Origin of the sequence: Mucilaginibacter sp. UYP27 (assembly GCF_040547175.1) — a bacterium.
In the GTDB taxonomy this organism is placed as follows: Bacteria; Bacteroidota; Bacteroidia; order Sphingobacteriales; family Sphingobacteriaceae; genus Mucilaginibacter.
The window spans coordinates 1-13,586 of the sequence record NZ_JBEPPE010000015.1; the positions used below are offsets into that span (position 1 = coordinate 1).

Here is a 13,586-nt window from a genome sequence, read left to right on the forward strand (position 1 = left end):
GTTTCCAACATCCCCACAGTTACAACAACAATAATTATATTTTTGAATTAAATAAGTCTATAAAATACCAGTCCGAACTAAGGGAGGGTTACAGAATGTTTAGTAATATCCTAAAATAATGCGCCTTAAAACGCTAAGTGGTGGGTTATGCTTATTATTTAATATTATTTTAATTTTAAGGCAATATTTTGACATAACCCACCACTTCGGAAATAAATAGCCTGTTTTTTTGCACGTGAACGAAAAAGAATTACCCGATTGTTTGAAATCTGATGCCGCTATGCGGAATCGATGAATCGTCGAGTAGTGCTATTCCAAAACGAGTCTTTTATGAGTTTTCAATTATTCGTCGATTATTTATCTACGGTGGCCGCCTTGTCCCTGGAATTTACAAATGAGCTTAAGGACAACACTGAAACGGAACACTATCGTGCCCACCAGGTTTTCCATGCAGCCGGGCAGTTGGAGCAACGTTCATGGTTCCTTGTAAGCGGTTTTGCGAGGAGTTATTATTTCGACCAGACCGGCAAGGAACATACACTTAACTTTTACAATGAAAACGACATCATCTTTTCATACAAAGGCTACTGGAAAGAAACGACGGATTACTATTTGGAAGCGGTACAGGAAAGCGAACTGCTTGCTATCCCGTACGAAAAAATAAATCCGTGGCTGGAGCAGTTTCCCGAAATGAAAACTTTAACCCAGGTAATTACCCGCCAGCGGTACCATGAGGAACTTTTCCATTACCGCCTGATGACCTGGAACGCCGAGGAACGATATCACCAGTTCCGCAAAACCCATCCTTACATCTTTAAAAAGGCTTCCGTCAAACTAATCTCCACTTACCTCAACATGACCCGCGAGAACCTCAGCAGGCTAATGGGTAAGTAAAAACGTGATCAAACGCTTTGGTTTGCTTACAAAAACTGGTGATCTATTTCCGCGAAACTGGTAATCCAGATCACGCATAAAAAGTAATCACCCAACTACCTTAGCCTAAGTTTATATCACAAATAAAGAAAGGAGCACGGTGACAAAGAGTATTCAAAAAAAATGCAGGTTACGTACCTGCAGGTGACTGAAGTCACCATCATAAAAAAGATGGCACACACATTAAAGTCTATGGAAAGTTTAATTTTAAAGAGAGAAAGGGTTCGGTTATCGGAGCTTGCTAAAGAAAGAATAATTATCGGCATACGTTTTATATGTCTATTTTTATTCCTGTACACCGCTTACGCCAAAATAGTTGATCACGCCCGTTTTTATAAGGGTTTGACAAGAGTACACCTCATCAGCGCATTTGCCGGGTTTATTTCTTACGCAGTACCCGTAATTGAAATCATTGTATCGATTCTCTTACTCATTCCGCAAACGGCAAAAGCCGGATTATATGCCTTTACTGGTATAATGTCAGCATTTACGCTCTATATTATCAGCGCTATGCTTTGGGAACAAAACCTCCCATGCCACTGTGGTGCTGCCATCGAAAAGTTAAGTTGGGGACAGCATATATGGTTTAATCTCGCATTTATATTCATCGCCATCATTGCCCTCCGGCTCGTTCATTCAAAATATATCTTCAAAAAACAATAAAATGAAAAACTTCAAACAAATCGCCTTTGGCCTATTAGTAGGTGCAATGGCAATCGGCTTCAGTGCATTTACAACCGCCAAATCAGCAAAATTTGCAGGGGCATATTATTATAATCAAGCAGCTCAACAACCTTGGGGTGTTACCGTTGCTGATCAAACTTCCAGTCATTATACAATGATCAGCGGACAAACTTACAGTTGTGAACAGAGTTCCAACATATGTAGCTATGACTTAGTAGGAGGAAAATTTGTTCAAAATTCCAAAGGCGACAATAGCCTTGTTCCTTAATTAATAAAAGGGGAAGGACAATCTATTTCCTTTCCCTTTTATTTTACCATTTACATATGTAGAGTTAAGTAACTGATTAAGTTTTCAGGATGATGATCAGGCCTAGGCGGATCTGTTGATAAAATATCCCCATCCACCCCAACTATTAATAATTGAGGAAATGAGTTCTTAGGGACATATTTCCGTATGAAATCATTTTTTGATCCAGTTCCTCCGGTGAACAATGTTATTGTGCCTTCTGCCGGACGGTATTTTCCTGCCCATGGATTGAGTTTGGAACGTTGCTGTTTTCCGATACTTAACTTCCACATTTTCGAATCTTTATCAACGCATAAGCTGACAAAAACTATTTTTTCTTTTTTTAATTGTTCGTGAACAATTTTCAACCCGTTATTACATTCTATACATGCTCCGCAGCCGGAATACCAAATATCAACCACAACTAACTTCCCAATAAAATCTGATAGACGAACATCTTTATTAAGGTGGTTTTTAAAGACGAAATCTGTTAAATTGGCCGTATCCCTTTTATTGAATGAATCGATTGTGGGGCCCGTTGAGTTTTGTCCGTTTGTATTTGAAAAAGAAAAGCCGAATATATTAATGGCTATAAGGCCTGTTAAAAGAATATTTTTCATGTTAATTACGTTTTAAAATGATGTATTACCTATTGTTTTGTTGTATGCCTGACAATGCAATTACATCAGGAGGAATGGGTAAAACGAAACGGGGATCGTTTGGAGGCAATACATAAACTTTTCCATTTAGGGTTCGCGTCAGCGTGATATTAAAACCTTCTTTATTTAAACGCCGGATGTCGTTCCAACGAAGTCCTCGCATAACAAGTTCCTTTCTTCGTTCCGTAAAGATGGTATTTAATAACGTAGGGCCGGATAGGTTTACAAATGGGATATAAGTTCCCGTTTTATAGCGATTAGACAAAAGTGCATTCAAATCAGTCAGGGCCTTGTCGTTTTTTGCCGCTCTTGCATAACATTCGGCTCTGTTTAAATATAATTCGTCCGTTGCGATTTCATTAGAGACATTTCTACCACCTGAATAGCCGCCTTTTTGATTGATCGTAGTGCCGTTGATAGAAAAGTAAACAGCCTTCCGTAAATCATTTGTAGAATAGGAACGGTATAGCAAAGTATCAATGGAATATCCAACTGATCTAAATATTGAAATGGTCGGCGTACTGCCTACCAAATAGTTATTGTAAAGTAACTCATCATTGATCAATGGAAATGGAGATTTCGACGTTTTGCTTATTTGATTGTAATCAATTAATGTACTGTGCAATAATAACGCGCTATCAGCGTATAATCCCGCTTGTTCATAGTTCCTCATATTCAAATATATACGGGATAAAAATCCATAGGCCGCAGCCTTAGTAGGGCGATTAAAGTAATTTTTCACGTAGCCGACGGTTAACAAAGATTTGGCCTTTAAAACGTCGGATATGATCTGATCGTAGGTGGCCTGCAAAGTTGCTCTTGTTGAAGGGACATTGATATCTGCCGTTAAGCGTATTGGAATGCCTAAATCTGCACCGGCCGTAGTTTTGTCATACGGAAGAGCAAATACCTGGGCTAAATCAAAGAATATAAATGCTCTCATAAAAAGCGCGCTACCTTTAATGTTATCGTAATCCGCACCATTCGTTGAATTTCTGTCGATCCTACTTAGTTGTTCGAGCGCAACATTGGCCGTCAGAACTTCAGCATACGGAGCATCCCAATCTGAAACTTGGCCGTTTCCAGCAAAAATATCTTTCGCCCAGATGTAGGAATTTGCCTGATATGGCGCTATTAAACTGCCCCATGCAGTTGAAGACAGGTAGTAATCATCAGCGGCTAGTTCGCCTAATACCGGGCTTCGGTTAATGTCCTGCGTATTATCTAAAAGCAATTGCAAATCACTTAAAGAGCTGGGTACGTTTAGATTTGTTGCCGGTTTTTCATCCAGAAAGGACTTTTTACAACTCAATATAAATGAGATTGAACACATTAAAAGTCCGAAAAATATATAAGTAAGTTTTTTCATCTTTTTGATATTAATTATTTAAAAACTGGCTTTTAATCCTAAAGCAAAAGTTCTTGGATTAGGGTATATAGCATTACCATTTGGTACATAGTCCGGGTCTATCCCATCCTTATTTGCCCGCCAAAGAATGCCAATGTTGTTGATGTAAGCATATATCCGGACATTCGAAAACGGCATTTTGGTGAATTGCTGTTTATTAATGTCATAACTCAGGCTAATGTCTTGTAGCCGGATATGATCACCTTTGTCTATCAAAATGCTGGAGAAGTAATAAACTTGATCTCTTAAACTATTAGCAGGGTAGGTCATTGATGGAATATTTGTTTTTGCTTCATCCCCCGCCTTTTGCCATCGGTTATTAAAATCACCGTCCGGGAAATTTGCATTACCCGCGAAAAGCCTGCTGTAGTTTATAGAAGGCCGTCTAAAATAATATCCTAACTTATAAGTAATGTTAACGGATAGTGTAAGACTTTTCCAGGCAAAATCATTTCTTACACTCCCGAATGTAGTAGGGTTCGCAGTACCCTGATATTTAAGGTTGGATAAATTCATGGAGTTATATATACCAGAATAGTCTTTACTTAATTTGCCATCCAAATAAATCTGAGGATCACCGGTTGCATCAAGTCCGCCCCATTCAAATCCATATAATGAATATAAAGGATTGCCTACAATTGGATTTATACTTGAACTGAGCGCATTGTCGACATTCGAAGGTTTCAGAAGGTATTTGGTTACTTTATCTGTAGAATGACTTAACAAAAATGAAGTATTCCACTTGAAAACTCCATTAACGTTTACTGTGTTTAAAATAACGTCTATGCCTCTACCAGTCATATCTGCTGAATTGCCGGTAAAAGTGGTTACACCCGTTGTCGGATCGACCAAACTGGTCCCGATCAAATCGGTTCCCCTTTTAATGTAGTATTCTAAACTACCACTTAGAACATGACTAAATGCGAAATCTGCGCCGAAATTAGTAATATTCACCTTTTCCCACCTGAGTTGCGGGTTTGGCGGATTTGATAATGTGGAGTAAGGTTGCTGGTAATTATTAATAGTTTGAGGATCAATAGTTGCTGTCACCAAAGAAGATAAGGAGTTATCGACATTGCCCTGATAGCCGTTAGTTACTCTTAGTCGTAGATATGGAAGCCAATTTAAGCGATAAAATTTTTCTTTACTAAAATCCCAGCTCGCCCCTAATGACCACAGAGGGATTCCTTTTTGATTAGTATTTACACCAAATATGTTAGCTTCATCCTTTCTTGCACTTCCGGAAAATACATACCGGCTATTTAAAGTATACGCGATATTGGTAAAATAGGAAACGAACCGGTTGGTCGTACCCAAATGGGAGAGGTTGGAACTTATATTGCTGACCGAATAGGTTGGCATTAACAAATAAGTAGTTTTATAATCGATTGCTGCGCTTGAACCTAAATCGTCATAACCATATATCCTATTACTGGTATAATTTGTGGTGATATCCCGGACTTCGATTCCAGCTAAAACCGATAAGCTATTCCCATTATTCCATTCATGATCATAATTAGTTTGGGCACGTATGTTTTGGGAAATAGAAGATTGATATGCCTGGTCTAATATATTCCCCGTAGGAACTGGTCTGGTGTAAGTATTGGAAGTCGGATCATATTGTGTGAACTGATTAATATAATTCCTGGTGTAATAGCTTTGCGCATCATATAGTGTTTTTTGATCCGAATTTCCCTGGTCATACTGGTATTGGACAGATGCGTTAAGTCCTTTAAAAAAATTGTACCGTACCGCCGCATTGATTCTATACTCGGTTAAGGATGTAGAATTGTCATTTAGAGCAAGTTCATCAAGTGGGCGATAATTCCAATTTAATAGGTTGCCATTTCCTGCAGTATCAATATAGCCTTGTCTGTATTGATAAGGCACGTTAGCTGCGTTTCCATTCTGGTTTTTAAGTTTGACATATGGATAGGAAAATCCTAATGAATTCAAACCGTTATTGTCGGTTTTGTTTTTAGTAAAATATACGTTAGTAGTTATTTCAAGTTTTTTATTTAAAAGTGTATAAGTATTAGATCCGTTTAAACTTATACGATCAAAGTCATTACGGTTGAGGCTGTTTAAGTTTTTATCGAAGCCAGAACTGAAATAATATAGATTGTTATTTCCGCCACCTGAGATATTAATGTTGTATTGCTGATTAACGGCCTTTCTATAAAGGTATTTTGCCACATCATCGCGCGTATCCTGTCCTTTATACTGATTAATAGCTTTTGCAGAATCCGCTGACGATATTAATCCGTTTCTTCTTTTATCGAGCAGGTCAACAACTGGAGATACAATCGGAAAGGATGTGCTTGTTAGCGCGTTATCGTAAAAACCCTGTTTAAATAAATATTGTTCAACATTGATATAATTTGATGAAGAAAATTGTGGTGCATATCGTAAATCAGGCTTATTTCCTATAGTTATACTACTGTTGATTTCGACTTTGGGTGCTTGGTTAAATTTGCCTTTTTTTGTGGTAATGACGATTACACCGTTACCTGAAAATGCGCCCCATATTGACGCGGCGGCGGCATCCTTTAATACGGTAATAGATTGTACGTCATTAGGATTTATTGAAGATAGGTCCCCACTATATGGAAAGTTATCTATGACTATCAATGGATTGGGGTTTGCGAAAATCGTACTTCTGCCCCGAATTGTGATTGCTGAAGAATTATCGGTAACACCATTAGTATTCTTGTTAAAAATCAATCCGCTAGTTACTCCATCCAGCCTGTCTATAATATTAGTTCCTACACTACGATTTAATAGTTTATTATCAACATAGACGAAGCTTCCTGTGGCTCGTTCTTTTGCAACTGTTTGATATCCGGTTGAAACAACGCTTACTTCTTTAAGAATGCTCTGACCTGGGTGAAGTAAAATATTAAAAGGCCCAACATTATCGTCGATAAAGTTTATTTTGGCGGTTTCATAGCCAACAAAGCTGATTATTAATATCCCACGTTTATCGCTTGTCGCAAATGAAAAATTGCCATTTTCATCTGTAACAGTTGAAAGCAGTGAACCCTGTAATTTAATCGTTGCGCCCTTTAAGGGATGATTTGTTGTAGAGTCGGTTACCCGCCCTTTTAAAGCAAAATTTTCCTGTGCCGAAAGCTTAAAAAATGGACAAAGCATAGCCAGGACTATATAAAGTATAGTTTTTTTCATAAAAAATTTGAGGGTGTTAAACCGCAAATCATTTATGATATTAATTTTTCATACCTGATTTGCAGGCTGTTTTTTATAACTAAGAAAGAGAGCCCATTGGGCTGATAGGAAAAGCAGCCGAAGAAAAAGATTTAACTATTAACTGATCCTTTGGCTGCTTTAAAAATAATTATATAGGAGCTTTGGGCTTAAGAGGAAATAAAATCTGTTGGGGGCTTATGCCAGATGGAATGGCAACTATCTTAAGACTATAAAATGGGTCAACCTTTCCAATTACTTGAAAAACTTCAGCTTCTTCAATATGCTTAAAATTTGTATTAGTTTTCATTACTCGTTTAAATACGAGTCCCGTTGATATTAAAGCACTATGGCACCATGGGCTCTAAACACCGTACTACCAGGCTTCTGACGGCCTTGCCAACGGATTTACAATAGAGCCCATGACGCCATAGTGTACACAAAAGTACAACAATATAGTCATGGGCATAATCTATTGTCTCGTTGGCTGTAATTGTCAGAATTTAGTAGCCGAGACTCTTAATTAATACCCTGTCTAAAAGGGGGAAAATTTTAACATCAATTTCAGTTCATTGAACTTCTTATCAAATTCAAATATAATACTAAACAATCATTTATTTAAATTTATTTTTAAATAAATGATTGTTTTTGTTACGCACTCGTCATTTAGAGACCGCTTCAATACTTTTAATAAAAAAGCAATTTTGAAATTAGAAGCGCCAGATAATTTTTTAGGTCCTTATTTGACAAAAAAGGGAAAAGACAGTGTTGAAATATCTGAAATAACCGGCATACCTATTAACAGTGTAAGGAAAATGCGGAGTGGAGAAACAAAGGCAATCCCAGCAATTGAACTTTATAAGATTTCTTTATTCACAAAAGACTTAATTAACCAGTTATTGAAAGAAGTATATCCAAATTTAAAATTAGATTCAATAGATAAGGTCGTCTCATCAAAAATAAGAGCAGATTCTACAGAACTCGGCAAAATAATTTTTTCTCTGGAAGATTATGATCTTAGCAACTTAGCCTATAAAACAGGAATTGAAAGAGATCGTTTACTCCGTCTTACAAAATTAGATTCGTCAAAGATTCAGTCACATGAACTTTATCTAATAGAATTGGCATCTGATAAGGAACCGGGGGAGCTTTTTGCTAATCTTTTTAAAGACGTCACACTTTAATTCTTACTCTTGTAGATTGTTTAATTCTAAAACTTTTTGCGATGGCTACTAAAGATCAAATCAAAAAGGAATTCTTTCTGTCCTTATTAAAAGTACTTATGAACTTGCAGTAAACTATGAAATTGTTGAAGGTATTGTCAACAAAGACTTATACGAAAAATATTAATGTTACTTAACGACCAATGAATTTAATTTAATACGCCTCGGCATATCACACCATATTGCGATAATTGCTACTGAATACCTGGCAGATACGGTCGAAAGATTTTATTGCTGTTGGCCTAAAAGAAGTAACGATATCAATCGTTATAAAGCCTGATTTCATAAATTTGCAACAATTCACGAATCAATCTCATTCATGGCTGAACTTAACTTATCGATCAATTTTACGCAGCCATTCATACATCGTGAACTTATCCGGATACTTTCACCGGTCTATCACCTATCCCCCGGCGACAAAGTACATCTAACCATCGCCTTGTCCAATAATATGGTGCATTCTGATAGCCTGCTGATCGCGGCGTCAGCGGTCAATTACCTGCGTGAGAACGGTATCGACGTACAAATCACTATAAATGGTCAAAGTACCTACGCCAGCCGAATTAACTTCTATGCCCTTATTGGCGTTCCCTTCCAGGAAGGCTTTATCCGCCGCAACAGCACCGGCAGGTTTATTGAATTAAAGTCTTTTGACCGGGATACGCTTTACCCATTGCAGGATGAGCTCAATATGATCCTGTATCAAAACGGGGGCATTAATAAAGAGGTCTTGCAATTACTGTTCTATTGCCTTGGGGAGATCATGGATAATATCATCGTCCATTCCGGCTTAAATGGCGGCTGGGTATCTGCCCAGTATTATCCCAACAAACAGGAGATAAGGCTAACGATCTGCGATAATGGAAATGGCATCCACCACTCGCTAACCACCCATCCCAATAGCAAATACCAACAGGTATCAGAAGCTGCAGCACTGGACCTTTGCATACAACGCGGTGTTACTAATAGTGAAGGGCTGGGCTTTGGATTATTTGCGACCTCCCAATTTATTTTAAAGAACGACGGCGATCTGCTGATCTACTCCGGCGATCATTACCTGCTGGCCACACATGGAAATTATGAGGTACAGGAAGGCGACTTTTATAAAGGAACCCTGGTCTCCCTGCGGATCAACACGGATGTTCCGGTCGATTATAAAGACATTATGCCTGCTCATCATACGTTACCTGACGATTATGACTTTTTCATTGATAAGTATTTTGGTGAGGATAACGAACTTTGGTAATGATTTTTAGTATTTTTGTATAAATTAAAATGATGCGCATCGAGTTTTCACATATCGGCAAACAGCTTTCCACCCGTGTGGCCGGCGCAGCTATGCGTAAACAGATCATTGAGGGGATCGAAAAAAACGAAAGGATCGTTTTTGATTTTTCCGGTGTAGAGATCGTGTCCAATTCCTTTGCCGACGAATGCTTCGCCAAATTAATGATCCATTTCGACCTGCCGGTGGTAAAGGAGCATACTACCTTTCAAAATGCCTCCCCTTTTATAAAAGCGGTGATCGCCAATTCCTTTAAAGAGCGGTTACAGGCGATACATGCCCATTAACCAACCCAGGAAACTGTATACCGGCTATTAATTGTCGCTCTTAACCTTTAATTTCTGATAATCATAGGCATTTGCGCTGTCAAGCACAGCCAGCTCATCATAATATTTATTGGCGAGGTCCATGTAATACAGGTACTTTTTTTTTCGTTCCGTCGCTTGCTGGTTAGTATAGCGCCAGAGATCAACGGGGGCATATCTGCCGTTTAGTTCCTTACAGACCTCGGCTCTCAACACTTTCAGATAAAAGCTTTTCATTTTCAGGCTGTCCGCCCGGTCCGTCATCGCTTTAGCCGTCCGCAGATTATTGGTAGCCTTGGTACTGCTTAAGTCTGGATTGGCTATGATGCTGTTAAAGCGCAGGTAAAGCAATGCACGAAAAAACAGGCTGGTGGTATCTTTGGGATGCGTTTGTAGATTGCGGTCCAGGCTGTCTGTGAAAAGCTTGTACTTATTTTCTTTAGGCGTTAAAGTTCCATCATCCCAAGCGATCATGCCGGACACGACACGCACAGGGTGTTGCGCGCTAACCTGAAGAACAAGCCCAAGGCTTAATACAGAAAGGACATAAGGAAAATATTTCATAGCATTATCAGCTTTTTGAATAACGATCATCAAAAATAACCGCGCAATTTGTTCAAAGTGGTGGGTTAAGCAGCCTTTTTATGACTTTGGTCCTCTTAGTTAATGCGTAAAGAAAGAGGAAAAGAGAAAAATTCCAGGAAAGCTAGCAATCAATCGGAGCGAAAAGTTTAATCTTTCTCATTTTTACGCTGTAAGGACTCTCCCCGCTCATAAATTTCTTTAATAAGTACCTGCAGATCCACAGGAAAGTTTTTAGTACAGTTCCCATTGAGGTTTTCCAGATCGATCCCTTTCTCGCCGAGGCTTTTCAGAAACCACTCGTCCAGGTTAGACTTAAACTGCTCAAACGGCACCTGTTGAAAGTAGCCCATTATTTCACCAAGCGAATTGAAATTAGGGTTAGCTGTTTTATCTTTCTGGTTAGTCATTGTTAATCGATTAACTTAAATATAACAAAAATAATGAATGTCCAACACGCAAATAGTTTCATTAATCGAAACAGGTGTATAGGTATGCTATCCAAAATTAATGAAATTGTTTGAATTGATTATACAGGTGTACTTTAATTCTAAATAACTGTAAAGAATTTAGAGATTAATGACTGATTTAGGACTTTTTTTATCAAAACGCTCGGTAAACAAGGCTGAAGTTTCCCGTCGTACAGGAATCAGCAAATCACGTCTCACCCAGTTATCCAATAATGCGGATACCAAGTTAACAGCGGAGGAATTGTATAAAATTGCTTTGTCTATTGGAGTTCCCCCGTGCGAATTGCTTACTTCGATATACCAGGGTGTCGTACTCGAAGAAAAATAAGGGGCAGGATGCTAGGAACAGGCTATTTCTTCTGATTTGAACCGGCATCAAAAGCCCATTTTACCATCATTTCCAAAGCCCGTACCATTTCGCTCCGGCCTTCTTCTGTAGAAATATTGATATCGGAAAATATACCGCCGTTAAACCGGGTATGCAGGATCGTATAATAGATGCCCCCAACGAGCAAAGCGGCTATGGCACGAAAGTTAACTTCCGTGCCTTCAAAATTAGCATCAGTCAATTCGAGTAATTTCTGGCCGGTCATTTCCCTGGTATTATGGATGCTGCGCATCAGGGCGCTATCTGTGGAAACCTCCCAAAGGATCAGTTTTTGCATATCCTTATCCTCATAGAAAGATTTGAATTGATTTTTTAAAATGCTGCTGATCAGTTGTTGGGTATCTGCCGGCGCATTCTCATTGATCGCCTCCTGGACTTTATTTCCAAATAAAATCCAGTAATCTGTTTTGATCACATATTGTTCGACCAGCCGGTCAAACGTCTTGAAGTTATCGTAAATGTGTTTTTTATGTACCCCGGCCACCCTGGCGACCTTATTCACGCCCAGTCCGGTATGGCCTTCCTTCTGGAAGATCTCTGTAACTGCTTCGATCAGTTTTTGGTCGGTAAGCGCTTTATTACGCGACTTTTTGTTTGGATTCGATTTTTTCATAGGTATTAGGTTTAGGCCTTATTTTTATTCCTGACTAAAGGGGCTTTGTATTATTTTGCGGCGAAGTTTCGCCAACTCATTAATCAATAGTTAAACGTATAAATTAAAATAGACAAAATTTTCTAATTTATAAAAAATGGACTTGTTATGACAATATTAACTTAGTGTTAAATAAAACTATAGCCACTTATATAAACAGTTGGCTATAAATCTTTAACAGCAATCAAAAACCATTGATAAGATTCCCGATCAATCAACCAAACACCATAGAATCTCGTTCTACCCTCAGAGAATACCCGCCATCGTTTAAAATCATAAAACAAATGAAGCGCCTCCTGTCCTGGAAAGCCCCTAACGAAAAAATGGACAGGGGAAGTTGGGGCCCCGGCAAAGCCGGGGCCGCCGGGAAGTTTTCAGAAATTATTGGGGGGATCGTAACAGCTCCTGGTATTTGCCTTTCAATGATTCATGGGTCATTCCCTTGGTGTTGGCCAGTTCGACAAACGATTTAATTGTCCGTTCCCTTGTTTTCCAGTGAAAGGAATAGACCAATACCTCACCCTGTAATTTAACGGTCAGGGGTATTGGCAGGCGGTGGTCGTGGGCATTTTGCAACATGACCATTTTACAGCAGGTATCATGGTATTCTTCATCATCGGTTGCGCCCTTCAGTTTAAATGCCAGTTTTTCCAACTGGCAACGGCGCAGGTCAAGTACCGGGTTAGTTTTGTGCGCCTTGACCTTACTTGTTTTTTGCTTCAGGTCGATGGTTAGCTGCTGTTCACTATAGCCGGGATAACGGGTATGGATTTCTTCCAGTGCAAACAACTTGTTCTTTTTATATACCCGTCTGACGAAGTTCTTTCGGGTTCGCTCCTGTGACAGAAAGACTTTACGTTCGATCAGTTCGGGAGTGATCGGTATTTTATCGCTCTTTTCAAAGTTCTTATACAGTTCACGTAGCAGGATCAAGATGGACATCCGCTTGCCACCCTCCTGTTCGGCGCGCATCAGTTCTGTCACTTGCTTTGCCGTGTATTCCTGACCGTGCTGTATCAGTTTCCGTATATAGCGGATTTCTTCACTTTCCATTTGCTCCGGCTTCGCTACGGTTAGCTGGTTTTGGGATGTTCCGATAGGATAACGCTCCCCGTAGCTTTTAAGCTGCGCTAAAAATATTGTTCCCGTTCCGGGGTTTTCTTTATCCAGTTCATCCGCTTCCTGTTCCTCGGCATAGATGAGTTTCTCCCAATCCTCGTACTGGTGGTAACACAAACGGATGTCGAAATGGTGATATTCAATTTCCTCCCGGTTCATTGGGCGGGTCAAAAATGGCATGGCGTTGTATAATCCCATCGGACGGCGATTACGGTCGCACCAAATTTCCGAGTGCATGAACACATAGATCCGTGGCGGGTATTTGGTCTGCGGTTTATAATAGTATTCCACCTTGCCCGATGGTTTTCGTGGTAAGGCGTTCATCCGGTCAAACTCCGCTTTTTCCCTTGGGGTCATGACAATGCCCGCTTTGATCTTTACCATAGCC

General features: G+C 39.3%; 15 protein-coding genes. 7 read left to right on the plus strand and 8 right to left on the minus strand.

The genetic code is table 11. The features are described 5' to 3' along the window. Positions 1 to 330: 330 nt before the first annotated feature. The 3 genes from ABIB39_RS21945 to ABIB39_RS21955 all read left to right on the plus strand — a co-directional run bounded on the left by ABIB39_RS21945 (position 331) and on the right by ABIB39_RS21955 (position 1,885). Entirely contained in the window at positions 331 to 894 is a 564-nt protein-coding gene (locus ABIB39_RS21945) for a Crp/Fnr family transcriptional regulator (protein ID WP_354432337.1), read from the plus strand. Positions 895 to 1,125: 231 nt separating this feature from the next. Then, positions 1,126 to 1,596 (plus strand): MauE/DoxX family redox-associated membrane protein, encoded by a 471-nt coding sequence (locus tag ABIB39_RS21950; protein WP_354432338.1) that lies wholly within the window; start codon positions 1,126 to 1,128, stop codon positions 1,594 to 1,596. Between the two features lies 1 nt (position 1,597). After that, positions 1,598 to 1,885, plus strand: coding sequence for a hypothetical protein (locus ABIB39_RS21955; protein WP_348082763.1), 288 nt, complete (start codon positions 1,598 to 1,600; stop codon positions 1,883 to 1,885). A gap of 50 nt (positions 1,886 to 1,935) precedes the next feature. Here ABIB39_RS21955 and ABIB39_RS21960 read toward each other — a convergent pair whose 3' ends face one another. From ABIB39_RS21960 to ABIB39_RS21975, 4 genes are all read right to left on the minus strand, one after another. Then, positions 1,936 to 2,523: a thioredoxin-like domain-containing protein gene (locus ABIB39_RS21960; RefSeq protein WP_348082762.1), complete on the minus strand. Its 588-nt coding sequence runs from the start codon at positions 2,521 to 2,523 to the stop codon at positions 1,936 to 1,938. Positions 2,524 to 2,548: 25 nt separating this feature from the next. Next, the gene (locus ABIB39_RS21965) at positions 2,549 to 3,931 is read right to left on the minus strand and encodes a RagB/SusD family nutrient uptake outer membrane protein (RefSeq protein ID WP_354432339.1); all 1,383 of its coding nucleotides are present in this window, start codon (positions 3,929 to 3,931) and stop codon (positions 2,549 to 2,551) included. 18 nt (positions 3,932 to 3,949) lie between these two features. Further along, complete coding sequence (locus ABIB39_RS21970; RefSeq protein WP_354432340.1) at positions 3,950 to 7,156, minus strand: SusC/RagA family TonB-linked outer membrane protein; 3,207 nt, start codon at positions 7,154 to 7,156, stop codon at positions 3,950 to 3,952. A 169-nt stretch (positions 7,157 to 7,325) separates the two neighbouring features. After that, the gene (locus tag ABIB39_RS21975) at positions 7,326 to 7,484 is read right to left on the minus strand and encodes a hypothetical protein (protein ID WP_348082759.1); all 159 of its coding nucleotides are present in this window, start codon (positions 7,482 to 7,484) and stop codon (positions 7,326 to 7,328) included. Positions 7,485 to 7,812: 328 nt separating this feature from the next. On the opposite strand from ABIB39_RS21975, the gene ABIB39_RS21980 reads away from it, so the two are divergent. The 3 genes from ABIB39_RS21980 to ABIB39_RS21990 all read left to right on the plus strand — a co-directional run bounded on the left by ABIB39_RS21980 (position 7,813) and on the right by ABIB39_RS21990 (position 9,969). Beyond that, a complete protein-coding gene (locus ABIB39_RS21980; protein ID WP_354432341.1) occupies positions 7,813 to 8,358 on the plus strand; it encodes a hypothetical protein in 546 nt (181 codons plus the stop codon). Between the two features lie 358 nt (positions 8,359 to 8,716). Then, positions 8,717 to 9,643 carry an ATP-binding protein gene (locus ABIB39_RS21985; protein ID WP_354432342.1) on the plus strand — a complete coding sequence of 309 codons (927 nt, stop codon included), beginning with the start codon at positions 8,717 to 8,719 and terminating at the stop codon, positions 9,641 to 9,643. A gap of 29 nt (positions 9,644 to 9,672) precedes the next feature. Continuing rightward, entirely contained in the window at positions 9,673 to 9,969 is a 297-nt protein-coding gene (locus tag ABIB39_RS21990) for an STAS-like domain-containing protein (protein WP_348082756.1), read from the plus strand. Between the two features lie 27 nt (positions 9,970 to 9,996). On the opposite strand, the gene ABIB39_RS21995 is transcribed toward ABIB39_RS21990, so the two are convergent. Both ABIB39_RS21995 and ABIB39_RS22000 read right to left on the minus strand, forming a co-directional pair. Beyond that, positions 9,997 to 10,581, minus strand: a complete 585-nt coding sequence (locus ABIB39_RS21995) for a basic helix-loop-helix domain-containing protein (RefSeq protein WP_354432343.1) — start codon at positions 10,579 to 10,581, stop codon at positions 9,997 to 9,999. Between the two features lie 137 nt (positions 10,582 to 10,718). Further along, on the minus strand, positions 10,719 to 10,979 hold the full coding sequence (locus ABIB39_RS22000; protein ID WP_354432344.1) for a hypothetical protein: 261 nt from the start codon (positions 10,977 to 10,979) through the stop codon (positions 10,719 to 10,721). Between the two features lie 169 nt (positions 10,980 to 11,148). Here ABIB39_RS22000 and ABIB39_RS22005 point away from each other — a divergent pair, with 169 nt between their 5' ends. Continuing rightward, positions 11,149 to 11,367 carry a helix-turn-helix domain-containing protein gene (locus ABIB39_RS22005; RefSeq protein ID WP_354432345.1) on the plus strand — a complete coding sequence of 73 codons (219 nt, stop codon included), beginning with the start codon at positions 11,149 to 11,151 and terminating at the stop codon, positions 11,365 to 11,367. Positions 11,368 to 11,389: 22 nt separating this feature from the next. Here the strand turns inward: ABIB39_RS22005 and ABIB39_RS22010 are convergent, their stop codons facing one another. Continuing rightward, positions 11,390 to 12,040, minus strand: coding sequence for a TetR/AcrR family transcriptional regulator (locus tag ABIB39_RS22010; RefSeq protein WP_354432347.1), 651 nt, complete (start codon positions 12,038 to 12,040; stop codon positions 11,390 to 11,392). 420 nt (positions 12,041 to 12,460) lie between these two features. Further along, the gene (locus tag ABIB39_RS22015; protein ID WP_354432348.1) at positions 12,461 to 13,582 is read right to left on the minus strand and encodes a hypothetical protein; all 1,122 of its coding nucleotides are present in this window, start codon (positions 13,580 to 13,582) and stop codon (positions 12,461 to 12,463) included. Between the last annotated feature and the right edge of the window lie 4 nt (positions 13,583 to 13,586).